Origin of the sequence: Microbacterium sp. Cr-K32 (genome assembly GCF_000708345.1) — a bacterium.
In the GTDB taxonomy this organism is placed as follows: Bacteria; Actinomycetota; Actinomycetes; order Actinomycetales; family Microbacteriaceae; genus Microbacterium; species Microbacterium maritypicum_A.
Genome location: NZ_JARD01000020.1, coordinates 1 through 22,337 on the forward strand (window position 1 = coordinate 1; position 22,337 = coordinate 22,337).

Annotated in this window: 24 protein-coding genes; 11 read left to right on the forward strand and 13 right to left on the reverse strand. The window is 68.9% G+C overall.

The window, feature by feature from the left end:
- Nucleotides 1-107: 107 nt before the first annotated feature.
- The 5 genes from GZ64_RS0110180 (at nucleotide 108) to GZ64_RS0110200 (ending at nucleotide 4,047) form a co-directional block, all read left to right on the forward strand.
- The gene (locus tag GZ64_RS0110180; protein ID WP_036271461.1) at nucleotides 108-1,343 is read left to right on the forward strand and encodes a hypothetical protein; all 1,236 of its coding nucleotides are present in this window, start codon (nucleotides 108-110) and stop codon (nucleotides 1,341-1,343) included.
- Nucleotides 1,344-1,347: 4 nt separating this feature from the next.
- The gene (locus GZ64_RS0110185) at nucleotides 1,348-1,692 is read left to right on the forward strand and encodes a thiamine-binding protein (protein WP_029266351.1); all 345 of its coding nucleotides are present in this window, start codon (nucleotides 1,348-1,350) and stop codon (nucleotides 1,690-1,692) included.
- Nucleotides 1,685-2,161 carry a GNAT family N-acetyltransferase gene (locus GZ64_RS0110190; RefSeq protein WP_331280330.1) on the forward strand — a complete coding sequence of 159 codons (477 nt, stop codon included), beginning with the start codon at nucleotides 1,685-1,687 and terminating at the stop codon, nucleotides 2,159-2,161. The genes GZ64_RS0110185 and GZ64_RS0110190 overlap by 8 nt, the downstream gene beginning before the upstream one ends.
- Nucleotides 2,162-2,170: 9 nt before the next feature.
- The gene (locus GZ64_RS0110195; protein WP_029266355.1) at nucleotides 2,171-3,352 is read left to right on the forward strand and encodes an MFS transporter; all 1,182 of its coding nucleotides are present in this window, start codon (nucleotides 2,171-2,173) and stop codon (nucleotides 3,350-3,352) included.
- Between the two features lie 83 nt (nucleotides 3,353-3,435).
- On the forward strand, nucleotides 3,436-4,047 hold the full coding sequence (locus GZ64_RS0110200; protein WP_029258484.1) for an NUDIX domain-containing protein: 612 nt from the start codon (nucleotides 3,436-3,438) through the stop codon (nucleotides 4,045-4,047).
- A gap of 10 nt (nucleotides 4,048-4,057) precedes the next feature.
- Here GZ64_RS0110200 and metX read toward each other — a convergent pair whose 3' ends face one another.
- The 3 genes from metX to GZ64_RS0110215 all read right to left on the reverse strand — a co-directional run bounded on the left by metX (nucleotide 4,058) and on the right by GZ64_RS0110215 (nucleotide 7,785).
- A complete protein-coding gene (metX, locus tag GZ64_RS0110205) occupies nucleotides 4,058-5,263 on the reverse strand; it encodes a homoserine O-acetyltransferase MetX (RefSeq protein ID WP_029258483.1) in 1,206 nt (401 codons plus the stop codon).
- A 130-nt stretch (nucleotides 5,264-5,393) separates the two neighbouring features.
- Complete coding sequence (locus GZ64_RS0110210; protein ID WP_051667954.1) at nucleotides 5,394-6,338, reverse strand: endonuclease/exonuclease/phosphatase family protein; 945 nt, start codon at nucleotides 6,336-6,338, stop codon at nucleotides 5,394-5,396.
- Between the two features lie 124 nt (nucleotides 6,339-6,462).
- On the reverse strand, nucleotides 6,463-7,785 hold the full coding sequence (locus GZ64_RS0110215) for a bifunctional o-acetylhomoserine/o-acetylserine sulfhydrylase (RefSeq protein ID WP_021198513.1): 1,323 nt from the start codon (nucleotides 7,783-7,785) through the stop codon (nucleotides 6,463-6,465).
- Nucleotides 7,786-7,980: 195 nt separating this feature from the next.
- Between GZ64_RS0110215 and GZ64_RS0110220 the strand changes: the two genes are divergently transcribed.
- Genes GZ64_RS0110220 through GZ64_RS0110230 form a run of 3 tightly spaced genes read left to right on the forward strand, consistent with a single transcriptional unit; the run spans nucleotide 7,981 to nucleotide 10,101 of the window.
- Entirely contained in the window at nucleotides 7,981-8,763 is a 783-nt protein-coding gene (locus GZ64_RS0110220; protein WP_029266357.1) for an SDR family oxidoreductase, read from the forward strand.
- A 2-nt stretch (nucleotides 8,764-8,765) separates the two neighbouring features.
- Nucleotides 8,766-9,479 (forward strand): uracil-DNA glycosylase, encoded by a 714-nt coding sequence (locus GZ64_RS0110225; RefSeq protein WP_029258480.1) that lies wholly within the window; start codon nucleotides 8,766-8,768, stop codon nucleotides 9,477-9,479.
- Nucleotides 9,480-9,483: 4 nt separating this feature from the next.
- The gene (locus GZ64_RS0110230) at nucleotides 9,484-10,101 is read left to right on the forward strand and encodes a GNAT family N-acetyltransferase (RefSeq protein WP_029266359.1); all 618 of its coding nucleotides are present in this window, start codon (nucleotides 9,484-9,486) and stop codon (nucleotides 10,099-10,101) included.
- A gap of 30 nt (nucleotides 10,102-10,131) precedes the next feature.
- Here GZ64_RS0110230 and GZ64_RS0110235 read toward each other — a convergent pair whose 3' ends face one another.
- From GZ64_RS0110235 to GZ64_RS0110260, 6 genes are all read right to left on the reverse strand, one after another.
- Nucleotides 10,132-10,929: an ABC transporter ATP-binding protein gene (locus tag GZ64_RS0110235; RefSeq protein ID WP_029266361.1), complete on the reverse strand. Its 798-nt coding sequence runs from the start codon at nucleotides 10,927-10,929 to the stop codon at nucleotides 10,132-10,134.
- Nucleotides 10,926-11,717, reverse strand: coding sequence for an ABC transporter ATP-binding protein (locus tag GZ64_RS0110240; protein ID WP_029266363.1), 792 nt, complete (start codon nucleotides 11,715-11,717; stop codon nucleotides 10,926-10,928). The genes GZ64_RS0110235 and GZ64_RS0110240 overlap by 4 nt, the downstream gene beginning before the upstream one ends.
- Complete coding sequence (locus GZ64_RS0110245; protein ID WP_029266365.1) at nucleotides 11,714-12,583, reverse strand: ABC transporter permease; 870 nt, start codon at nucleotides 12,581-12,583, stop codon at nucleotides 11,714-11,716. The genes GZ64_RS0110240 and GZ64_RS0110245 overlap by 4 nt, the downstream gene beginning before the upstream one ends.
- Nucleotides 12,580-13,530, reverse strand: coding sequence for an ABC transporter permease (locus GZ64_RS0110250; RefSeq protein ID WP_029258475.1), 951 nt, complete (start codon nucleotides 13,528-13,530; stop codon nucleotides 12,580-12,582). The genes GZ64_RS0110245 and GZ64_RS0110250 overlap by 4 nt, the downstream gene beginning before the upstream one ends.
- 17 nt (nucleotides 13,531-13,547) lie before the next feature.
- Nucleotides 13,548-15,068 carry an ABC transporter substrate-binding protein gene (locus GZ64_RS0110255; protein WP_029258474.1) on the reverse strand — a complete coding sequence of 507 codons (1,521 nt, stop codon included), beginning with the start codon at nucleotides 15,066-15,068 and terminating at the stop codon, nucleotides 13,548-13,550.
- A gap of 92 nt (nucleotides 15,069-15,160) precedes the next feature.
- On the reverse strand, nucleotides 15,161-16,087 hold the full coding sequence (locus tag GZ64_RS0110260) for an alpha/beta fold hydrolase (protein WP_029258473.1): 927 nt from the start codon (nucleotides 16,085-16,087) through the stop codon (nucleotides 15,161-15,163).
- Between the two features lie 170 nt (nucleotides 16,088-16,257).
- Here GZ64_RS0110260 and GZ64_RS0110265 point away from each other — a divergent pair, with 170 nt between their 5' ends.
- Genes GZ64_RS0110265 through GZ64_RS0110275 form a run of 3 tightly spaced genes read left to right on the forward strand, consistent with a single transcriptional unit; the run spans nucleotide 16,258 to nucleotide 17,989 of the window.
- Nucleotides 16,258-16,734, forward strand: a complete 477-nt coding sequence (locus GZ64_RS0110265) for a carboxymuconolactone decarboxylase family protein (RefSeq protein ID WP_021198503.1) — start codon at nucleotides 16,258-16,260, stop codon at nucleotides 16,732-16,734.
- The gene (locus GZ64_RS0110270) at nucleotides 16,731-17,465 is read left to right on the forward strand and encodes a tyrosine-protein phosphatase (protein ID WP_021198502.1); all 735 of its coding nucleotides are present in this window, start codon (nucleotides 16,731-16,733) and stop codon (nucleotides 17,463-17,465) included. Before GZ64_RS0110265 ends, GZ64_RS0110270 begins: the two co-directional genes overlap by 4 nt.
- A gap of 35 nt (nucleotides 17,466-17,500) precedes the next feature.
- Complete coding sequence (locus GZ64_RS0110275) at nucleotides 17,501-17,989, forward strand: SIP domain-containing protein (RefSeq protein ID WP_231479866.1); 489 nt, start codon at nucleotides 17,501-17,503, stop codon at nucleotides 17,987-17,989.
- 76 nt (nucleotides 17,990-18,065) lie between these two features.
- Here the strand turns inward: GZ64_RS0110275 and GZ64_RS0110280 are convergent, their stop codons facing one another.
- The 4 genes from GZ64_RS0110280 to GZ64_RS0110295 form a co-directional block, all read right to left on the reverse strand.
- Complete coding sequence (locus tag GZ64_RS0110280; RefSeq protein ID WP_021198500.1) at nucleotides 18,066-18,509, reverse strand: hypothetical protein; 444 nt, start codon at nucleotides 18,507-18,509, stop codon at nucleotides 18,066-18,068.
- Nucleotides 18,506-19,309, reverse strand: coding sequence for an arginase family protein (locus tag GZ64_RS0110285; RefSeq protein ID WP_029266370.1), 804 nt, complete (start codon nucleotides 19,307-19,309; stop codon nucleotides 18,506-18,508). Before GZ64_RS0110285 ends, GZ64_RS0110280 begins: the two co-directional genes overlap by 4 nt.
- Before the next feature lie 64 nt (nucleotides 19,310-19,373).
- Nucleotides 19,374-20,117: a PspA/IM30 family protein gene (locus tag GZ64_RS0110290; protein WP_017831053.1), complete on the reverse strand. Its 744-nt coding sequence runs from the start codon at nucleotides 20,115-20,117 to the stop codon at nucleotides 19,374-19,376.
- Nucleotides 20,118-20,175: 58 nt separating this feature from the next.
- Entirely contained in the window at nucleotides 20,176-22,221 is a 2,046-nt protein-coding gene (locus GZ64_RS0110295; RefSeq protein WP_029266372.1) for a TPM domain-containing protein, read from the reverse strand.
- Nucleotides 22,222-22,337 lie beyond the last annotated feature (116 nt).

A 22,337-nucleotide genomic window follows, 5' to 3' on the forward strand; every position in this document is an offset into this window, starting at 1 on the left:
CACGCCGGGCGTATCGCCGCCGGCGTGCGTGACGGCGGGGCGGGGCATCCGATCGTCGCGATGGACGTGGCCGAGGCCCTTCCACTCGCGATCGCGGACGTCCTGGCGTGAATCGCGCGTCGACGGCCCGGGTGGTCGCGCTGTGGAGCGTCTTCCTCATCGTGCACGCGCTCACCGCATGGGCCGGCTGGGTCTACCCCAGCCAGCCCATGGGCGATGTGGTGCTCGTATACGAGCCCTGGGCGTCCTCTGCACTCGGCGGGGGGCCGATCGTCGGTGTCACCGAGACATGGGTCTACCCTCAGCTCGCCCTCGTGCCGATGCTCGTCGCCGCCGTGCTCTCCGCGCCGCTCGTGCCTCTGCTCGGAGTATCCAGTGCGTATCTCGTCGGATGGGCGGTCCTGGTCGTCATCCTCGACGCCGTCGCCTTCGCTGTGCTGGTGGGGCGCGCGCCCTCGCACGCGCGCCGTGTCGCGGCCTGGTTCTGGTGCGGCGCACTGGTGCTCCTCGGACCGATCGCGCTCTACCGGATCGATGCGATCACCGTCCCGATCGCCGTGATCGGCGGACTCTGGCTCGTGTCGCGGCCCGCTGTCGGAGCCGCTCTCCTCACGATCGGGGCATGGATCAAGATCTGGCCCGGTGCGCTCGTGCTCGCCGCCGTCGTCGCGCTCCGTGCGCGCGTGCGGGTGCTGGTCGCCGCCGCCGTCGTCAGTGTCGGGGTCGTCGCGACTCTGCTCCTGCTCGGGGCGGACACCGAGGTCCTCGGCTTCCTGACCGAGCAGGCCGGACGAGGGCTGCAGATCGAAGCCGTGGCCGCCACCCCCTTCCTGTGGCTCGCGGTCGCCGGCGCCGCCCGCATCGAGTACAGCTTCGAGATCCTGACCTTCCAGATCACCGCGCCGGGGGTCGACGTCGTCGCCGCGGCGCTCACACCCCTCATGGCGATCGCGGTGCTCGCGGTGACTGCGGTCGGGGCACTCAAGGCGGTGCGCGGCGCGAGCTTCCCGCGACTGTTCCCTCCGCTCGCTCTCACACTGGTGACGCTTCTGATCGTCACCAACAAGGTCGGTTCACCGCAGTTCCAGACCTGGATGATCGCGCCGATGATCCTGTGGCTCGTGCTCGATCGGGTCAGGGCACGCGTCCCGGCCGTCGTCGTCCTCGCGCTCTGCCTGCTCACCTGCCTCGTGTATCCGATCGGCTACGACGCCCTGCTGCGGGCCGACGTCCTCTCGGTCGCCGTCCTCACGGTGCGCAACATCCTTCTCGTCGTCCTGCTCGTCCTCGCAGCCCGCGCTCTCGTGCGCGTGCCTGTCCGCCATCCGAAAACCCAGGAGTGAAACCATGCTGATCGCCTTCTCCGTCGCCCCGAGCGGCACCCCCTCCGCGGGAGCAGAGCGCACCGATGCCTCCGTGCATGACGCCGTGGCCGCCGCCGTGCGGGTGGTGCGCGAGTCCGGACTGCCGCACCGCACCACGAGCATGTTCACCGAGATCGAGGGACCGGACTGGGACACGGTCATGGGCGTCGTGAAGCGTGCGACCGAGGCCGTGATGCCCTTCGGCTCGCGGGTCTCGCTTGTGCTCAAGGCCGACATCCGCCCGGGCTACTCCGGAGAGCTGGACGCGAAGATCGAGCGGCTGGAAGCAGCCATCGACGAAGCAACGGTCGAGGAGTCCGGTGACTGATTCCCCTTCGTCCATGTCGATCGCTCTTCGACCGGCGACGGCCGACGACTCCGAGTGGATCGCGGAACTCCGCGCTGAAGTGCTTCGGGCCGACCTGGAGCGGCTGGGGCGTTTCGACGAGACCCGCGTCCGGCAGCGGTTCCGTGATGCGTTCGAACCGACGCAGACCCGGATCATCGTCGTGGACGGCACCGATGTCGGCTCGGTCGCCATCCGTGCGGAGGGGGAGTCCCGCTGGCTGGAGCACTTCTACATCGCGACCTCGCATCAGCGCCGTGGTCTCGGTGACCGCGTGCTGGGGATGGTGCTCGATGACGCGACCCCGTATCGACTCAACGTGCTCCAGGGCAGCCCGGCGCGCCGTCTTTACGAACGCCACGGTTTCGTCGTCGACACCCAGGATGACGTTGATGTCTTCATGACGCTCGATCGCGCAGGGCGGGCGACCTCCGGGTCCGACGGCCGCTAAGCTGATCCGGTGAATCCCTCGACTGAATCGAGGGGTGCGGCGAAGTGGGCGCTCCTCTCCCTCGCCATCGGCAGCTTCGGCATCGGCATGACCGAATTCGTGGTCATGGGCCTGCTGCCCAACATCGCCGCCGACCTGTTGCCTTCGCTCTGGGCGACCAGCCAGGAAGATGCGCTGAGCCAGGCCGGCTGGCTGATCTCGCTCTACGCGCTCGGCGTGGTGGTGGGCGCACCGACCATCGCCGGCTTCGTCGCGCGTTACCCGCGGCATCGGGTGATGATCGTGCTGGCCCTCGCGTTGACGGTGTTCAACGCCCTCACGGTCGTGCTGCCCACGTTCGAGCTCGTCGCCGCGTCGCGCTTCCTCGCCGGGCTGCCGCACGGTGCATACTTCGGCATCGGTGCGCTCGTGGCCGCCGATGTGATGGGGCCGGGCAACCGCGCCAAGGGTGTGGCGTTCATCCTCACCGGCCTCACGGTCGCCAACGTCGTGGGCGTGCCGTTGGGGACGTTCCTCGGGCAGCAGTGGGGCTGGCGCTCCGCCTTCGCCGTCGTGGCGCTCGTCTTCGCTCTCGCCACCCTCTGCATCGCGCTCTTCGTCCCGGAACATCCGGGGGACCCGGGGCGCACGATGCGCCAGGAACTGCGGGTGTTCCGTATCCCGCAGGTGTGGTTCACCCTGGGCGTCGGCGCGATCGGTTTCGGCGGATTCTTCGCCGTCTACAGCTACATCGCCCCGCTGGTGACCGAGGTCTCCGGCTCCCCGGAGTGGGTGGTGCCGATCGTCCTCGTGCTCATGGGGCTCGGGATGACGGCGGGAAACCTCGTCGGCGGTCACCTCGCCGACATCGACCTGCGCCGCACGCTGCTCTTCGGACTCGCCGCCATGGCCGTGGTCTTCGTGCTGCTGGCATTCCTGTCGTTCTGGATCGTCAGCCTGGCCGCGGTGGTGCTGGTGGTCGGGTTCGTCTCCTCCGTGCTGAGCCCGACGATCCAGACCCGGCTCATGGACGTGGCGGGCGACAACCAGTCGATCGCCGCAGCCATGAACCACTCGGCGCTCAACATCGGCAACAGCCTGGGCGCATTCCTCGGGGGCGTCGTCATCGCCGCCGGCTGGGGCTTCACCGCACCGGCATGGACCGGTGCCGCGCTCGCCGTGGCCGGTCTGCTGATCGCGCTGCTCTCGTAACGCGTCGAAGGACGTCGCCCGGCGGCAGCGGAGCTCGTCGCCTCGTAGTTTCGCCGCGGCCGGTCCGGTCGTAGAGTGACGGGGTGAGTGCCCCCGAGCTGTCCCTGCCCGTCGCCGGCACTGCTGTGCTGCTGCGCGCGTCGGACCCCGCCTTCGAGGTGCTGCTGATGCGTCGACCCGATCGCGGGTCGTTCGCGGGTGCATGGGTCTTCCCCGGGGGCAAGGTCGAACCGGGCGACGTGCACGACGGCGACGACGAGTCCGAGAACGCGCGCCGTGCCGCGATCAGGGAGACGCGCGAGGAGGTGGGCCTCGCTGTCGACGACCTCGTGGTGCTCTCCGAGTGGCAGCCGCCGGTGGAGGCCCCTACGCGTATCCGCACCTGGTTCTTCCTCGCCGAGGCGCCGGACGGAGAGCCTTCGCCCGCTGCCGACGAGGTCGCGGAGATCGCCTGGGTGCGGGCGGCGGAGGCGCTCGCGAGGCACGCGGCGGGGGAGTGGACGCTGTATCCGCCGACGTGGATCACGCTCCACCAGCTTGCTGCGTTCAGCGACGTGGAATCGGCCCTGTCGTCGGGCGGTGCGGCGCAGCTGTTCCAGACCCGGGTGCTCGAGTCCGAAGCCGGGCGTGCCTTCGCCTGGGAGCAGGGACGCCTCGAGGCGGGCGCGCTGCCCTGGCGGTTCGTCGCGACCTGAGCGGCCGGGGTCAGCTGTCGAGCAGACGCCGCAGGTTCGAGCCCACCGCCTCGGTCTCGATCAGGAAGCCGTCGTGCCCGAAGTCGCTCGTGATCACCACGGCTTCGTCGTCGATGACATTCGGGATGCTGCGGGCGATGCGCTGTTGTCCGTCGACGGGGAAGAGGCGATCGCTGTCGATGCCGAGAACCAGCGTGGTGGCGGTGACGCCGTGCAGCGCCTCTTCGACGCCCCCTCGTCCACGGCCGACGTCGTGCGAGTTCATGGCCTCGACGAGCGTGATGTAGCTGTTCGCGTCGAAGCGGCGTGTGAACTTGTTGCCGTGGAAGTCGAGATACGACTCCACGGCGAAGCGACCGCCGTGCCCGAGCGGGGACACGTCGGACTGCCACGATCGCTGGAAACGCTGGTTGAGCTCGATCGGGCTGCGGTAGTTCAGCAGGGCCATACGGCGCGCCAGGGCGAGGCCGCGGTGCGGGCCGTCACCGTCGCCGAGGTCGTAGTACTCACCGCCCTGGAACCGCGGATCCATCCGGATGGTCTCCAACTGCACGGTGTTGAGCGCGATCTGGTCGGCGGTGGTCACCGGGGGAGATGAGAGCACGGCGAGGCGCTGCACGCGCTGGGGATGTGTGGCCGCCCACTCCAGCGCATGCATCCCGCCCATGGAACCGCCGATGACAGCGGCCCAGCTCTCGATGCCGAGGGCATCCGCCAGGCGGACCTGGGCGGCGACCTGGTCACGGATCGTGAGGTACGGGAAACGGGAGGCCCACTCGTAGCCGTCGGGGGCGACGCTCGCGGGGCCCGTCGAGCCCTGGCAGCCGCCCAGCATGTTCGGGGCGATCACGAACCAGCGGTCCGTGTCGAGCGGAGCTCCCGGGCCCGTGATGTCCTCCCACCAGCCCGCGGTGGGGTGCCCGGATCCCGCTGCGCCGCGCACATGGCTGTCCCCGGTGAGCGCGTGCAGCACGAGCACGGCGTTGTCCCGTGCCGTGTTCAGCTCGCCCCAGGACTCGTAGGCGATGCGGATGCCGGGGAGCTCGGCGCCGCTCTCCGTCGAGAAGGCGCCGAAGGCGGCGAACCGGCGACCGCCCACCGGGTCTCCGTCACGCCATGCTCCGGTCGCCGGCGGGCGGGCACGGAGCAGCCTGACGTCGGCCTCCGTCACGGGCGCCGAGGGCACCGTGTCCTCGGAGGTCGTCTGCCAGTCCATGCTCCCATTCTCGCCTGGTCCGGGACCCGTCGGTGGCAGGTTACGCTCCGATGTCCCGACTCTCCCGACCGCGACGATCGAGGCGGCCCGTCGGCATCGTCGCGTCGGTCGTCGGTCGTCGGCAGGTGTATCAGCGCACTCGGGTCAGGGTGGCGAGATGATCGCTGTTCCCCGCCCGCATCGTGCCCGACGTGACGACATCGAGGCCGCGGACGAAGACCTGGTCGATGCGTACGAGGGGGAAGGCGACAGGCCAGGTGAGCCCGAGGCTCCCATCCGTCGGACGCACCCAATCGGCTTCCGCGCGCAAGGCCGTCAGGCTCGGATCGGTCGACGGTGCGTTGAAGTCGCCGACGGCGATGAGGGAGTCCGCAGGGTCGGAGCCGACCTGGTCCGCGAGTCCGCTCAGCATCGTGTCGCGGTCCTGCTGGTGCCCCGGCCGCACCGACGCGGCGTGCATCACATAGACGGCGACCGGCGCGGACGGCACCTGCACCTCGACACGGAGCGCACGCTTCCAGCTGAGTCCCAGCGTCAGGGGCTCGGCGTTCGCGAGGGGATATCTGCTCCACACACCGACGGTTCCGACCGTGTACGAATGCGGGTACTGCCCGGCGAGGGCGTTCTGCGCCGCGGAGAGGCTGTCTCCATCGAGCTCCACGAGGGCGATCACATCGGCGCCGCTCTGCGCGAGCTCGGTCGCGGATGCGGCGGCCCCGCCGGATCGCGCCCTCACGTTCTGGCTCACGACCGTCAGTCCGGAGGCGGAGGCCGACTCCGACCCCATCGGACCGGGGAGGGCGGGAAGAGCCGGTGCCATCGCGAGGACCCACAGGAGTGCGGGAACCAGGATCACGACGACCACCCGGCGGGCGAGGAACAATGCGGCGATCAGCAGTGCGAGAAGCACGAGACCGAGCCAGGGGAGGGCGGCAGCGACCGCTGTGCCGACGATTCCGGGGATCCAGCCGCCGGCGATGACGAGCAGCACGGCGACGCCGGCGGCGGCGAGCCATCGCGCGCGGGTCGTCGTCACGCGTCGGACGCGCGGCGGTCGGTGTTCGACGTCGATCATGCTCTCCTCACGGCGGTCTTCCATTGTCGAGGCCGTCGCCTGTGGGTCGGCCGGGTGAAGACGTCGCCTGCACGCGAAGATGCCCCGGAGCTCGGGCTCCGGGGCATCTCGTGGGGTGTGCGGGTCAGGCGCGCGCGGCCTCCGACACGGCGCGGGCCGCGGCGAGAGCCTGCTCGAGGTCGGCCTTGAGATCGTCGACGTTCTCGATGCCGACGGAGAGTCGGACCAGGCCCGGCGTGACACCGGCGGTGAGCTGCTGCTCCGGCGTCAGCTGCGCGTGCGTGGTCGACGCGGGGTGGATGACGAGCGAGCGCACGTCGCCGATGTTGGCGAGGTGGCTGAACAGCGACAGGCTGTTCACGAACTCGCGTCCGGCTTCGACGCCGCCCTTCAGCTCGAACGACAGCACGGCGCCGACGCCCTTGGGCGCGTACTCGTTCGCCTTGGCGTACCAGGGTGAAGAGGGCAGACCCGAGTAGTTGACCGTCGCGACATCGTCGCGGCCGTCGAGCCACTCGGCGATCTCCTGGGCGTTCTGCACGTGGCGCTCGATGCGCAGGGACAGGGTCTCGACGCCCTGGATGAGGTTCCAGGCGCTCTGCGGGGCGATGGCGGATCCGAGGTCGCGCAGCAGCTGCACGCGGGCCTTGATGATGTACGCGAGCGGGTCGCCGACGGCGGCGGTGTAGCTGGCGCCGTGGTACGAGGGGTCCGGCACCGTGAGGCCGGGGAACTTGTCGACGTTCTTCGACCACTCGAACTTTCCGCCGTCGATGATGACGCCGCCGATCGTGGTGCCGTGGCCGCCGAGGAACTTCGTGACCGAGTGCACGACGATGTCGGCGCCGAACTCGAACGGACGGATCAGGTACGGGGTGGCGATCGTGTTGTCGACGATCAGCGGGACGCCGTTCTCGTGGGCCACATCGGCGACGGTGCGGATGTCGAGGATGTTGATCTGCGGGTTGCCGATCGTCTCCGCGAAGAACAGCTTCGTGTTCGGGCGGACAGCGCGACGCCACTCCTCGGGGTCGTCCTGGTTCTCGACGAACGTGACCTCGATGCCGAGCTTCGCCAGCGTGTACTTGAAGAGGTTGTAGGTGCCGCCGTAGATGGAGCTCGACGCGACGAAGTGGTCGCCGGCCTGGGCGATGTTCAGGACCGCGAAGGTCGACGCTGCCTGGCCGCTGGCGAGCACGAGAGCACCGGTGCCGCCTTCGAGCGCGGCGAGACGCTGCTCGAGCACGTCCTGCGTCGGGTTCTGGATGCGGGTGTAGATGTTGCCGAACTCCGCGAGGGCGAACAGGTTGGCGGCATGGTCCGCACTGTCGAACACGTACGAGGTGGTCTGGTAGATCGGCGTGGCACGTGCCTTGGTGACCGGGTCGGGGGCAGCGCCCGAGTGGATCTGCTTGGTCTCGAAACGCCAGGACTCGGGTGCGGACATGTGATTCCCCCAGGAGTGGTCGGAAGGTCGTGTGGCGGATGCCGTTGCAGCGACAGTACGGAATATCGCTGTCTGTCAACAACACACGGGAAATGTGACGTAACAGAGCGGAGGCCCGGAATCCTGCGGCGGATCGATAGGCGACAACCCCAGGGGGGAGTCCGCATTCCGGGGAGAACGCCGTACGGTGGAGGCATGGTGAACAGACGAGCAGTGGTGACAGGTGCGAGTTCGGGCATCGGCGCGGCGACGGTGCGTGCGCTCCGTGCCCGGGGATGGGACGTCGTGGGGGTGGCGCGACGCGAGGACCGACTGTCGGCGCTCGCCGCGGAGACCGGAGCCTCGGCCATCGCCTGCGACCTCACCGATGCCTCCGCCGTCGACGCGCTCGTGGGCGAACTCGAGCGGTCGGGCCCCGTGCATGCTCTCGTCCAGGTCGCCGGCGGTGCTCGCGGCACCGACCGCATCGAGGACGCATCGGTCGACGACTGGCAGTGGATGTTCGACGCGAACGTCCTGGCGAGCCAGCGTCTCGTCGCGGGTCTGCTCCCGCTCCTGCGCCGAGCCGCGGCATCGGACGGTCACGCGGATGCGATCTTCGTCACCTCCACGGCCGCGCAGACCGCGTACGCCGGCGGTGCAGGCTACAACGCCGCGAAGGCCGCGGAGTCGATGCTGGTGAAGGTGCTCCGTCAGGAACTCAACGGCGAGCCGATCCGTGTGGTCGAGGTGGCACCGGGAATGGTGCACACCGAGGAGTTCACGCTCAATCGCCTGGGCGGAGACTCGGTCGCGGCCGAGGCCGTGTACGCGGGTGTCGACGCCCCGCTCGTCGCCGACGACGTCGCCGACGTGATCGCCTATGCGCTGGAGTCGCCCGGACGCGTGAACCTCGACCTGATCACGATGCGGCCGGTAGCGCAGTCCGCGCAGCACCTGCTCGCCCGCGGTCCGCTGCGGGTGCGCTCCATCGACTGACGATGGCCCAGACTCTCGCAGAGCTCGCCGAGGGCGGGCTGATCGACGCCGGATGGGCGGAGGCACTGGCCCCCGTCCAGGACACGATCACCTCCCTGGGGGAGCGGCTCCGCGACGAGCAGGAGGCAGGGCGGGGATACCTGCCGGCGGGCGCGAACGTGCTCAGGGCCTTCCAGCGGCCGCTGTCCGACGTCCGCGTCCTCATCACCGGGCAGGATCCCTACCCCACGCCCGGACATCCCATCGGACTCTCGTTCGCCGTCGATCGCGATGTGCGCCCGCTGCCGCGCAGCCTCTCGAACATCTACAAGGAGCGCGAGACCGACCTGGGCATCCCTCCCGCACCGCACGGTGATCTGACGGCGTGGAGCGATCAGGGCGTCCTCCTGCTCAACCGTGTGCTCACCGTGCGTCCCGGTGAGGCGGCCTCTCACAGAGGGTGGGGGTGGGAGAAGGTCACGGAGCTCGCGATCCGTGCGCTCGTCGCGCGCGACCAGCCGCTCGTCGCGATCCTGTGGGGGAAGGACGCGGCCAACCTGCGGCCCCTCCTCGGGGAGACGCCGGTCATCTCCTCGGCTCATCCATCCCCGCTCTCAGCCCGCCGCGGTTTCTTCGGATCGCGTCCGTTCTCGCGGGCGAACGCCATGCTCGAGGAACGGGGTGCCGAGCCCGTGGACTGGAGGGTGGAAGGCGAAGCCTCTCCCTCTCTAAGCTGAGCGCATGCAGTTCGAGCCGGGGGACCGTCGTCGTGTCCTGCCGCGCCACCTGCGGCCTGCGCCCGCGCCCGAGATCTTCTCGTACACGATCCGCGCCGCGCGGCCTGCCGACCTGCCCCATGTGCGCGAGATATACAACCACTTCGTGAGCAATTCGGCCGTGACGCTCGACGAGCGACGCAGCAGCATTCCCTACTGGCGCGACAAGTACGCTCTGCTCGCCCGGCTCGAGCTTCCGTTCCTCGTCGCGGTGTCCCCGGGCGGCGAGGTGATGGGCTACGCCCTCGCGCAGCCATGGGCAGGTAAGAACGCCTACAAGTACACCGTCGAGGATTCGATCTACCTCGGTCCCGGTGCGGGAGGCAAAGGCCTGGGGGCGGCGTTGCTGCAGGCCCTCATCGATGCCTGCGAGCAGATCGGCCTCCGAGAGATGGTCGCGGTCATCAGCGACCGTGGTGCGGAGGCGTCGATCCGACTGCACGAGAAGCTCGGCTTCGTCGAAGCGGGACGGATGGGACGCGTCGGGTACAAGTTCGGCCGAGACCTCGGCACCGTGTACATGCGCCGCGTGCTCAAGCCGACAGGGCGGCGGCGGGGAGGGCTCTTCGGCTCGCGGCGCTGAGGACGCTCGTCCGGTCTCGCGATCGCTCTCTCAGTGCCCGGGGCCGGCGGGGATGACGGGGATGGCCGAGAGCAGCCTCTTCGTGTAGTCCTGAGTCGGATGCAGGAGCACGTCGCGAGTAGCGCCCCGCTCGACGATATGGCCGTCCTTCATCACGACGACCGTGTCGCACAGGTTCTGCACCACTCCGATGTCGTGCGACACGAGAACCAGCGTGAGGTCGGTCGTGTGTCGCAGTTCGATCAGCAGCTCGAGGATCTGGGCACGAACGGTCACGTCCAACGCCGACAGCGGCTCGTCGCCGACCAGGATCCGCGGGCCATGTACGATCGCGCGTGCGAGGGCGATCCGCTGCCGCTGCCCGCCCGAGAACTCATGCGGATAGCGGTCACCCATCTCGGGTTCGAGCCCGACCCGGGCGAGCACCTCCCGCACACGCGCACGGTGATCCCCCTCGACGCCGAGGGCCCAGAGCGGTTCTCGCACGATCTGACCGGCCGTCATCCGGGGGTCGAGCGACGCGTACGGGTCCTGGAACACCAGCCCTGTCTCGCGGCGCAGCCAATGCAGGGACCTCGCCGATGCGGTGGCGTCGACCGGGCGGCCGCCGACGGCGATCGTGCCGGACGTCGGGCGGTCCAGTCCCAGCAGCAGCCTGACCAGAGTGGACTTGCCCGATCCGGATTCGCCGATGATGCCGACGGACGATCCTTCGACGATGTCGAGGTCGGTGGGAGCCAGGGCGGTCTGCGTGCGGGTGCGCTCGAATGCGGAGCGTTTCGGGACGAAGAAGTCGCGACTGAGCCCTCGGGCCTCGATCAGACTCACGCGGCACCCCCATCCGGACGCCACAGGGTCGCCGTCGCATCCCGCAGCAGCCCCTGGGTGATGGGCGAGGACGGTGCGGAGAGAAGGGTCGAGACCGGGGCGGCTTCGACGACGTGCCCGTGTTCGAGCACGACTCCCTCGGTCGCGACCTGTGCGAGCACGGCGAGGTCGTGGGTGATGAACACGAGAGACATGCCCTCGTCCGCGACGAGCGCGAGCAGCAGGGAGAGGATCTCGGCCTGGATCGTGACGTCGAGCGCGGTCGTCGGCTCATCGGCGATGAGCAGCCTCGGACGACACGCGAGTGCCATCGCGATGGCGACACGCTGGCGCTGACCGCCGGAGAGCTGATGCGGGTACCGGTCCACGATCGACGCGGGGTCGGGAAGCCGCACCCGTGCCGCTTCCGCGATCGCCCTCTCCCGGGCCTCGCGGCGCCCGAGTCCCTCGTGGATGCGGATCGATTCCGCGATCTGCCGACCGACGGTCCTGATCGGATTCAGTGCCGTGCGCGGCTCCTGGAACACGATGCCGATGTCGTCGCCGCGAAGGCGGGCCAGCTCGCGATCCGGCATCCCCACCAGCTCGGTGCCGTTCCAGCGGATGCTCCCGCTCGTGGTCGCGCCGTCCGGGAGCAGTCCCAGCACAGCGAGCGCGGTGAGGGACTTGCCGGACCCGGACTCGCCGATGAGTCCGAGTCGCGCGCCGTCGGGCACCTCGAAGGAGATGCCGTCGACGACGTGTCGCCCATCGATCTCGACCACGAGGTCCTTCACGGAGAGGCTCATGCGACCACCCCCGGGGTGTGGATCTCGGCGGCGCGATGCCGCAGCGTCGGATCGGTCGCCTCGCGCAGACCGTCGCCCAGCAGGTTCAGCGCGAGGACGGTGATCGTGATCGTGAGCCCCGGCCAGAGCACGGACAGCGGATGCACCCCGATATACCGTTGGAGGTCGGCGAGCAGCAGGCCCCAGCTCGGTTCGACCACCGAGGCGCCGAAACCCAGATACGAGAGACCGGCTTCGGCGAGGACTGCGACCGCCATCGACCACGACAGCTGCACGATGAAGACGGGGGCGACGTTCGGCAGCAGGTGTCGCACGAGGCTCTGAGCAGGCGTGACCCCCGCGGCTCGCGCAGCCAGGACGAAGTCGCTCTGCTGCACACGGCGCAACTCGGGGCGGGTGACGCGCGCGATGTTGACGCCGAAGCCGATTCCCACCGCCCAGATCACCACCCAGAGGGATCCGCCCCAGACCGAGGAGATCATCATGGCGATCAGCAGCACGGGGAATGCGATCAGGATGTCGACGAGTACCGCCACGGTCTCACGCAGCCAGCGTGCGGTCAGTGCTCCGAGGGCTGCGAGTGCGATACCGACCACGGTGGCGACGAGCCCTGCTCCGATGCTCACGAAGACGGTCGTGCGGGCACCCGCCATCAGCAGGCTCAGGATGTCGCGACCCGTGTCGTCGGTGCCCAGCAGATGCGGCCAGCTCGGCGGCAGCCAGCGATCGCCGATGTCCGACGCCTGCGGATCGAAGGGTGTCCAGAAGAGGGCGACGAGCGCGGTGAGGGCGATCACGACGACGACGATCGCACCGAAGCGCCCCGTCGAAGTGTCCCACAGTCGGCCCAGCCAGCGCGGGGTCATGCGGCCTCCCGCTGTCGAGGGTCGATCGCGCGGTGCGCGAGGTCGACCAGGAAGCCCACGACCAGCACGAATCCGGTGAGCACGAGCAGCTCGCTCTGCACCTTGATGAGGTCGCGCGTTCCGACATCGGCGACGAGCATGCGTCCGATTCCCGGGAGGGTGAACAGCTGCTCGATCACGACCGATCCGACGATGATGCCGGCGACCTGGAGGCCGAGCACCGTGATGATCGAGAGGCCGACGGCCGGGATGCCGTGCTGGATGAGCGCTCGAGTGCGGGTGAGGCCCTTCGCTGCGGCGGTGCGGACGAAGTCCTGTCCTGCGGCTTGGAGCGTCGCACTGCGTACGAATCGCATCAGCATCGCTCCCTCCACGATCCCGATCGTCAGCGCGGGGAGGAGGAGCGATTCGATCGCCCTTCCGGGCGTCGACCAGCCGGTGCGGGGGAACCCCTGCGGTGGAAGCCAGCCCAGCCAGACCGAGAAGACGACGATGAGCATCATGCCGGCCCACACCACGGGGACGGCGGCCAGCGCCTGAGCGCCGACGCTGAGCGCGGTGCCGCCGCGTCGGTTGCGCAGGAGCGCGGCCAGGATGCCGAAGGGCACGGCGATGAGCACGGCGATCAGGAGCGACATGATGCCGAGCGGAACGGTGACCTGAGCCTTGAGGAGGAGCTCTTCGCCGACGGAGGCGCCCGACAGCAGAGAGGTGCCGAGGTCGCCGCGGAAGATGCCGCCGATCCAGTCGGTGTACTGGGCGAGCAGAGGCCGGTTCAGTCCGAGGGATTCGCGCAGGGCCTCGACCTCGGCGGGGGAGGCCTGGGTGCCGGCGATGAGCTGTGCGACATCGCCGGGGAAGACGCGGAGCGTCAGGAAGATGAGCACGCTCGACACGAGGAGCCCTGCGATGAGCAGGGCTCCTCGGACGAGCGCATAGCGGATCACGAAGGGGTGACCGCTCGCTACTTCTCGGCGGAGACGGTGACGCCCGCGAGGTTGATGCGCGAGTTGATCGAGTCCTCGGGGAAGCCGGCCACGATCGGGCTCACCGCCGTGATCGTCTCGCCGTTGTAGAGCCAGTCGGCGGCGTGGTCCTCCGACACGATGCGTGCGGCCTGCGCGAGCAGGTCAGCGGACTTGTCCGGGTCGACCTCGGCAAGTGCCTTCGCATACAGGTCCTGCACCTCGGCGTTGTCGTAGCCGAAGTAGTAGTCCGGGTCGGCGAAGTTGCCGAAGTCCCGCGGCTCGACGTGCAGAACGAAGCTGAGGTCGTAGTCGTGGTTCGTGTAGACGTCCTCCAACCAGGTGGGGAACTCGACGGAGTTGACTTCGAGCGTCACGCCGATCTTCTTGAAGTCCGAGATCAGGACCTTCGGCACCGTCGTGCCGTAGAAGGAGGGGATCGTGAGCGTCAGCTCCAAGTCCTTCTGGCCGGCCTCTGCGAGCAGATCCTTGGCCTTCTCGGGGTCGTAGGAGATCACGTCGGACAGGTCTTCGTAGCCGGGGTCGAGCTCGGGGATCGGCCCGTACAGCGCGGTGCCGGCGCCGACCGCCTCGATGAGAGCTTCGTGGTCGATGGCGAGCCGGAGTGCTTCGCGCACGCGGACGTCGTCGAGCGGGGCCTTCTTGTTGTTGAAGGCGAGAGTGGCCTTGTCGGTGGTGCGCCCGGTCGTGAGGGCGAAGTCTCCCGAGTCCTCGAGCTGCGGCGCGAGGTTCGGATCCACGGCCGTGAGCACGTCCACGTCGCCGGCCAGCGCGGCGTTCACCCCCGCGGTGAAGTCGGGGATGTACTGGAACTCCACCTGCGCGACGCCGGCCGGATCGCCCCAGTAGGCGTCGTTGCGCGCGAAGGTGATGGTGCTGCCCTTGTTCCAGCGCGTCAGGGTGAAGGGACCGGTACCATTCTCGGCCGTCTTCAGATCGGTGGTGTCTCCGGTCTTGAACACCAGACCGGCGGGCCCCGTGAGGGCGAACAGGAAGTTCTGGTTCGGTGCGGACAGCACGATCTCGACCGTCGTCGGGTCCGGTGCAGTGATCGCCGTCACCGAGGCGAAGTCCGCGTTGCCCTGGACGGTCGCATCCGTGCGCACGGTCTCGTACGAGGAGACGACGTCGGCGGACGTGAGCGGCGTGCCGTCGTGGAAGACGACGCCGTCGTTCAGGGTGAACGTGTACGTGAGACCGTCGGACGAGACGGTGTAGTCGGAGGCGAGGCGACCCTCGATCTCATTGTCCTGCGTGCGGGTGACGAGACCCTCGTAGATGTTGTCGATCAGGATCTGCTCGAGCGCGGCACCACTGGTGTGGCGGATGTCGAGATTGGTCGGCTCGAGGACGAGCCCGACGTGGAGGGTGGCGCTCGGGTCGGGTGTTCCCGCTGCGCTGCTGGGCTCGGGCTCGGTGGTGCCGGAGCAGGCGCTCAGGATCACGGCGGTGGCCGCGAGCGCGGATATCAGCGCGAGACGTCGGGTGCGTCGGAACATGGGCGTTTCCTCTCGGTGCGGCAGCTGCTGTGTGCCGTGGAATCGAGCCTAGAGATGTGAGGCGGGGTGCGGGTCGTGTATGGAACGGAGAGTCATATTCCGGCGGCGGGTGCTGCCGAGCCGATGAGACCGGCGAGAGCGGTCGGTGCCGTCTCCTGCACGTTATGGGTCGCATCGAGGACGACCAGCTGCGCCGCAGGCACGCGTCGCTGGAGCTCGGCGGCATCGGCTTCGCTGACGAATCCTCGTGCGGCCCGCACCAGGGTGATCGGCGCGCTGACTGCGGCCAGGTCATCCCAGCCCGTCTCGTGCAGCACCGACGGGGCGGTTGCCGATCCGGGGTCGTGAGCGGCGAGAGCCTGGGCGGCGAGGTGTGCGAAGTGGTGCTTCCACTCCACGCGTCCGTCCTCGCGTACGCGCGTGTTCAGGAAGACACCGCGTTCGGTCTCGGGGCGGGATCCGCCGAAGCCGAGCGCGATCGCCTTGTCGACGAGTTCGTCCCGCGTGGCGAAGTCGGTCGGGCCCGCGTAGAACTCGCGCAGCGCCGCGGGTCCGGCTGTCACGTCGATCCCTGGCGTGATGTCGACGATGATGAGCTCGGCTACCAGATCGGGTCGTGCGGCTGCGAGCGCGGCACCGGTGAGTCCTCCGAGCGACTGGCCGACCACGACCTGGGGCTGCGTGGCCCAGGCGTCGAGCGCGGCGGCCACGTCGCGGGCGAGCGTTCGCGGCGTGTAGTCGATGTCGTCACGCCAGGAGGAGTCGCCGTGCCCGGCGAGATCGATCGCGAGCAGCGGCTGCTGCAGCGCAAGCGATGTGGTGTCCCAGGTGTGCGCGTTCAGGCCCGCTCCGTGCAGCAGTGTCACGCGCGGCTCGTCGGTTCCGAAACGAAGGGCGCTCAGGGTGCGTCCGTCCGGCAGCGGAAGGGTGAGACGCTCCACCGCCGGGAACGGCACGCCGAGTGCTTCGGCTTGTGCGGGAAGATAGCTGAACTCGCTGATGTCGATCGCCACCTCCACATTCTGCGCCCTCGCGCAGACGCGCAGGAAATGCAGGACCATTACGACAAGCAATTGCGGCTTTCGGTTGCACATTATGTCTCTATGTTTCGCTCTCCTGTTGTCAATATGCATTTCCTGCAGACGCCTCAGTCGGAGCGTGGGCAATGCTCGCCGAATATCATGGAGTCATGAGCGAGACGCGTGTGCACCTGTCCAAGACCGAGCCGACGGCGTACCAGGCGCTTGACGCGTTCTCGAAGACCGTGGGGCAGATCTGCGCGGCCAACGGCATCGACGACCGCCTCAAGGAGCTCGTCATGATCCACTGCTCGCAGCTCAACGGCTGCGCGTACTGCGCGCGGATCCATGTCGACCGAGCGGTGGCGGCGGGGGTCGACACCGACACTCTCACGCAGATCCCCACGTGGCGCGAGAGCGGTGTGTTCAGCGAGCGGGAACGCGCCGCCCTCGAGCTCGCCGAAGCGTTCACGTTCATCGCCGAGGACGGGATCTCCGACGAGGTCTACGACCAGGTGGGAAGTGTGTTCACCGAGAAGGAGTACGCGGCGCTCAGCTGGGCCTGCGTGTCGATCAACGCCTTCAACCGCATCGTGATCGCGGGACGCTACCCCGTTCCTGCTCGCGATCCGAAGGGTCAGGCATGACGATCCTCGAGGTCGAGGGTGTCTCGAACATCCGGGATGTCGGGGGTATGCCGGCGAACGGTGGTCGTATCCGTTCCGGGGTGCTGCTGCGATCGGGACAGCTCTCGGGTGCGACCGCATCCGGCGCCGCCGCGCTGCGGGCACAGGTTCGGCACATCGTCGATCTGCGCGACGGCGAAGAGGTCGCTGCGGAACCCACGGAGATCGAGGGGCCGGACACCACACACCTTCCCCTGTTCCTGGGTTCGGTGCGATCCTTCTTCGAGGCCGACACGAGTCTCGAAGACCTGTATCTGCATCTGCTCGAGGAGAGCGGCGAACGACTCGTCGACGCCATCCGCATCATCGCCGCGGGAGAGTGCACGCTGGTGCACTGCACCGTCGGCAAAGATCGGACCGGCGTCACCGTCGCCCTCGCTCTCGCCGCCGTCGGAGCCGATCGCGAGGCCGTGATCGCCGACTATGCGCTCACGGAGTCGCAGCTTCCTGCTCAGCGCACGCGGTGGATCGCCGAGTACCTGCGGACCCAGCACCCGGAGGCCGTGCACGCGGTGGCGCTCGCGACCCAGTCCCCGGCGCCCGTGATGCGTCGTCTGCTGCAGCAGGTCGACGAACGGTGGGGGTCTGCTGCCGCATACCTGCGCGCGCAGGGGATGACCGAGGCCGAACTGGCCGCCTTGGTGGCGGCGCTCGTCGAACCGGCTTCCTCCACCGAAAGCTCCCGGCGATGACCGAGCTGATGCAAGGTTAGGCAAGCCTTCACTTGGTGTACGATGAAGACACCATGGACACCTCGCTCGAGACTCGCGGCACGCGCGCCGAACGTCGCGCGGCACGTCAGCGTTCCCATCACCTGGTGACGGCAGACGAGCACTCGCTCACTGAGCTCGAGGTGTTCCTGACCACGCTGCCGTTGTGCGCGTCGGGTCGTATCTTCATCGAGGTGCCCGAGGTCGCCGACATCGGCGTGATCGATGCTCCTGGTCGAATGACGGTCACGTGGCTCGCTCGTGAGCAGCGGTCCGGTGCTCCCGGAAGCGGTCGGGCGTGCGCACCCGGTCAGGCTCTGGCAAGAGCGACCTGCGCGTGGGCCGACGAGATGATGTGCGACGACGAGATCGAGACCCACGTCACTCTGCTCGGCAGCTACCTCGGGACGGCCGACATCATCGACCACCTGATGAGTGCGCTGGAGATCTCCCCGGCGCTCATCCACGCTCCCGCGCGCTTCGGCCTGCTGCCCGCCGACCGCTGATCCGCACGCGCAGGCGGCTCACGGCATGTTGACGTGCCGTCCAGTGGCCCGCGCCCATGCGAAGGCCGTCAGCACGTCACCGCGTGCGGCGCACGTAGTTGCCGTCTTCGAGTCCCGCCTCGATCTCGAAGCGATTGCGTAGGGGGTTCCTCCCCGCAAAGAGGTACAGCACCGGCATCAGGAAGCCGTAGCGAAGCCACTGCTCCTTGTGCACGGCTTCGTGGCGGAGAACCGCCTCGCTGGGGCGGGTGCCACCCGTCAGGAAGCAGCCGCCGACGCACACCCCGCCGCGATTGAAGGTCCATGAGGGCATGCCCTGGAAGATCCACAAGCCTTCGCGCCGCTCGACGGGGCCGGTGCTCCACAGCGAGCCCCAGATCCACCCGATGGCCGTGCCCCAGGCGTAGCCGAGGCGGCTGATCGGAGAGCGCAGCAGGAAAGAGGGAATCCGTCGGTCGAGGCGTCTTCCGCGAGCGAGAGCCTGTTCTGCGGCCGGCCGCCAGTCCGTGGCGGCGGTCACGCCACCGCTCCGACCAGCCGCAGCAGCGCACCGAGGTCGTCGACCGCGTCGGCCGGAGACCGGGGAGCGAACCCGGCGATCGTCGCGCCCGCCAGTGGCACTTCGCTGCGCAGTGCGCGGATGGCAGTGCTCAGAGCCGCGGGCGAGAGTCCGAACGGCACGGAAGACGACACGCCCGCGAACTCCGAGGGATCGAGCACATCCACGTCGATGTGGACCCACACCCGCGTCGCCCCGGTCGCGCGGACCGCATCGAGCAGCGCTTCGGGGCGTGCGAGGTCGTCGACCGAGAGGTTGCTCAAAGGGGCGATCTGCTCGACCTCGGCATCGTCGAGATTGCGCATCCCGACGGTCACCACACGGTGCGCGGGGATCGCGGGGGAGAGCACGAGTTGATCCTCACCCTCACCGAGCAGCGCCCGCAGCGCCATGCCCGAGAATGCACCGGACGGTGAGGTCTCGGGCGTGTGCATGTCGGCGTGCGCGTCGCACCACACCACGGCGAGCCCTTCCGTCCCTCCCGGGAGGGCATCGAGAGCGGCGACGGTCACGCTGCAGTCGCCGCCGATCACCACGGTGTCGTGGTCGATGTGCCCGTGCACCATCTCACGGGTGCGTAGCAGGGCGCTCAGGCGGCGGACCCCGGTTCCCAACGACTCACCGGCCTCGACCGGCACATCGAGCACGGTCGTCGCCGTCCGCGGCAGATCACCCGCGATCGCTGCGGCGCCGTCGGTGAGAAGCATCGCGCGCGGTGCGGGTGAACCCTGCCACTGCGGGATGACGAGGAATCGCACCATGGGTGCCTCCGAAGAAGAGAGGGCGGATGCCCCGGCGCGCTGCCCGGGGCATCCGCCGGTCGTGTCAGTTGCCTTCGATGGCCTGGCGGGGAGCGCTGCCGCCGGCCTTGAGCTCGGCGAGACGTGCCTCGACCTCGGTCAGTTCGCCGAGGTCTTCCAGGCTCTCGAACTGGGCATCGAGGCTCGACGCTGCGAGCTCGATCTTGCCCTGCGCGATGGCCTCCTGGCGGCGGACCTTGTCCTCGAACCGGCCCAGCTCGCTGGTGGGGTCGAGCACGTTGATCGAGCCGACAGCGTCCTGCACCTTAGTCTGCGCCTCGGCGACCTTGGCGCGCGCGAGGAGTTCGCTGCGCTTGTTCTTGAGCTCGACCAGCTTGTCCTTCATGCCGTTCAAGCCGCTCTTGAGCTTGTCGACGATCTCGGTCTGCGCCGCGATTTGGGGCTCAGCACCGGTCGCCTCGCGCTCGGCGCTGATCTGGCGCTGCAGGGCGATCTTGGCGAGGTTGTCGAACTTGTCCGCGTCGGCGGTGTTGCCGCTCGCGCGCATCTCATCGGCCTTGCGGCTGGCGGCGAGGGCCTTGTTGCCCCATTCGGTCGACGCCTGGACGTCTTCCTCGTGGTCGCGCTCGAGCAGGCGCAGGTTGCCGATCGTCTCCGCGATCGCCGACTCGGCGTCGGCGATGCTGTTCGTGTAATCGCGAACGAGCTGGTCGATCATCTTCTGCGGGTCCTCCGCAGAGTCCAGCAGGGAGTTGATGTTCGCGCGGACGAGGGTCGAGATACGTCCGAAGATGGACTGCTTGGTCATGCGTGATTCCTTTCAGAGGGCGTCTTCGAGAGCTTGTCGTATGTGTCTGTGTAGCGGATCAGAAGCGTCTACCTCCTGATCGGCCACTGCGGCCGCTGCTGCGGGAGCCGCCGCCTCCGCCGAATCCGGAGCTGCGGAATCCTCCTCCGGAGGAGCGCCAGCCGCTGCTGCTTCCCCGCCGCGAGGATCCGCCGCTTCCGCCGCCGGCGAGCAGCCCGCCGATGATGCCGCCGAGGATGTCCCCGCCGATCCCCGAGCCGCCGGACGACGACCCGGATCCGCCGAACAGGCCTCCGAAGCCGCCCTGGTCGTAACCGGGAGGGGCGTACGCCTGCACATCGGATTGCGCAGCCGACGTCGCCTGGCCTGCCAGGGCGAGCGCACGATTGGCCTCCGCCAGTGCGGCGTCGGGGTCGGTCGCCCGCAGGTTGAGCGCCTGCGTCAGGCTCGCCTCCGCGTTCGCGAGGCGGGTGCGGGCGGTGGAGCCCACGGTTCCTCGGCGCGTCTCGATGAAGTCACGAGCCGCGCGGATCTCGGAGTTCGCCTGAGTGAGGGTCTGATCGAGCATCTGCTGCACACGACGCGCGCGTTCGACGCCCTCCCTGCCCTGAGCGATCGCGGCATCGATCTGCGCGTTGGCGGCGGTGAGCGCCTCGAGAACGCGCTGCGGATTACGCGTGGAGCCGGCGAGGTCGGTCTGTGCCACTTGGAGCTGCTGTGCGGTCGCGGAGGCCGCGCCGGCGATCGCTCCCGAAGGATCGGGCAGCTGCTGCGCCGCCGCGAGGTCTCCCTGCAGCTCGGTGACGAGCGCCTGGGACTGCGCCTCGATCGTCGAGAGCTCGGTGCCCAGCGTCGTCACAGCCTGGGCGAGCTGTGCCGCCTGCGCCACCGACTGCTCTGCGGTGCGGATCGCGAACGCCGCCTCGCCCGAACGGCCGGCCGCGATCGCCTGCGCCGCCGCCTCGATCGATCGATCCGCGAGGTCGGCTCGCTCGCGGGCCTGTGCGGGGTTGTCCGCGACCATCGCGAGCGCCGCCGGAGCGTAGGTGGACGTGAGTGCGGAGAGGGCCGGAGCGGCCGCGGCGAGGACCGGGTCGAGCGCCGCGCGCTCACGACGGACCCGCTCGAGCTCCTGCGGGGCGTTCTGCTCCAGTTTGCGGAGCTCGTCGAATGCGGCGGTGTTGTCATCCAGGATGTCGTCGATCTCGTCCGCGATCTGGATGATGCGAATATGCCACGCCCTGCGGTCGTGGATCGTGTCCTCGATCTCGTCGTCGAGCTTCTGCTTCAGGTCGAAGGCCTCGGAGATCTTGGCCTTCGCCGCATCGACGACGCGCGTGAACTCCTCGGTCGCGCCCTCGCCGAACTGGGCGACGGCGAAGCCGAGTTCCTCCCGGCTCGAGGTGATCGCATCGTCCGCCTGCACGAGCGCGAGTCCGGCCTGTGCCTCGACCTGCTGGTCGGTCAGAGCGGAGAATGGATCGGCGGGATCGGGGGTCTCGGGCATGGCGCCGCGCTCACGGATCTCGGCGCGGCGGCGCGCGCGGCGCACGAGAGCGACGACGAGCCACACCAGCAGCGCGACCACGACGATCGCGACGACGATCAGGCCGATCCGGAGCGCGCCGGCGCCCCCGTCTCCCTGGATCTCATCGGCGGCGAGGCTGATCGCTCCGACCCAGTCGCCGTCGGACGCGAAGGGAACCATCTTGTCCTCGATGCTGTCGAGCTGTCCGAAGCTCACGGGGCCGTCGGGGGCGGCGGAGATGTAGTAGCTCCGGCCGTCGACGGCGATCGCGAGAAGATACTGCTCGGTGCCGAGATTGTTGTCCTGTGCGACCGTATCCGCCCACTGCACGTTGTCGCTGGGATTGGTGAAGTCGTCGACGAGGACGACGAAGAGGTCGGCGTTCGAGTTGTCGGTGAGCTCCTGGAGCCGGGCTTCGACGGTGGCCTCTTCGTCGGCGCTCAGCACACCCGCCTGATCGGTGACGTACCCGGCATCGAGGGTGAGCGGATCGGTGGCCGATGCCGCGGAGGCGGTGAACGCTCCGGCGACCGCGGCGAGCGTGAGTGCGGCCAGCGCGAGCCACCGTTTCGTCATCGTGTTCCCTCCGACCGGCAGCCGAGCCCCATGCCACGAGTCTATGCACTGGATCCGACACGCGACAGCACTCGATGGTGCTTCTCCGTTCGCCCTCAGCGCAGACACATACGCTG

Coding starts and splice junctions, on each gene's coding strand:
- GZ64_RS0110185 (WP_029266351.1), top strand. CDS start 1,348: ATGCTGATCGCCTTCTCCGTCGCCCCGAGCGGCACCCCCTCCGCGGGA.
- metX (WP_029258483.1), bottom strand. CDS start 5,263: ATGGACTGGCAGACGACCTCCGAGGACACGGTGCCCTCGGCGCCCGTG.
- GZ64_RS0110210 (WP_051667954.1), bottom strand. CDS start 6,338: ATGATCGACGTCGAACACCGACCGCCGCGCGTCCGACGCGTGACGACG.
- GZ64_RS0110215 (WP_021198513.1), bottom strand. CDS start 7,785: ATGTCCGCACCCGAGTCCTGGCGTTTCGAGACCAAGCAGATCCACTCG.
- GZ64_RS0110220 (WP_029266357.1), top strand. CDS start 7,981: ATGGTGAACAGACGAGCAGTGGTGACAGGTGCGAGTTCGGGCATCGGC.
- GZ64_RS0110225 (WP_029258480.1), top strand. CDS start 8,766: ATGGCCCAGACTCTCGCAGAGCTCGCCGAGGGCGGGCTGATCGACGCC.
- GZ64_RS0110230 (WP_029266359.1), top strand. CDS start 9,484: ATGCAGTTCGAGCCGGGGGACCGTCGTCGTGTCCTGCCGCGCCACCTG.
- GZ64_RS0110240 (WP_029266363.1), bottom strand. CDS start 11,717: ATGAGCCTCTCCGTGAAGGACCTCGTGGTCGAGATCGATGGGCGACAC.
- GZ64_RS0110245 (WP_029266365.1), bottom strand. CDS start 12,583: ATGACCCCGCGCTGGCTGGGCCGACTGTGGGACACTTCGACGGGGCGC.
- GZ64_RS0110255 (WP_029258474.1), bottom strand. CDS start 15,068: ATGTTCCGACGCACCCGACGTCTCGCGCTGATATCCGCGCTCGCGGCC.
- GZ64_RS0110265 (WP_021198503.1), top strand. CDS start 16,258: ATGAGCGAGACGCGTGTGCACCTGTCCAAGACCGAGCCGACGGCGTAC.
- GZ64_RS0110270 (WP_021198502.1), top strand. CDS start 16,731: ATGACGATCCTCGAGGTCGAGGGTGTCTCGAACATCCGGGATGTCGGG.
- GZ64_RS0110285 (WP_029266370.1), bottom strand. CDS start 19,309: ATGGTGCGATTCCTCGTCATCCCGCAGTGGCAGGGTTCACCCGCACCG.
- GZ64_RS0110290 (WP_017831053.1), bottom strand. CDS start 20,117: ATGACCAAGCAGTCCATCTTCGGACGTATCTCGACCCTCGTCCGCGCG.
- GZ64_RS0110295 (WP_029266372.1), bottom strand. CDS start 22,221: ATGACGAAACGGTGGCTCGCGCTGGCCGCACTCACGCTCGCCGCGGTC.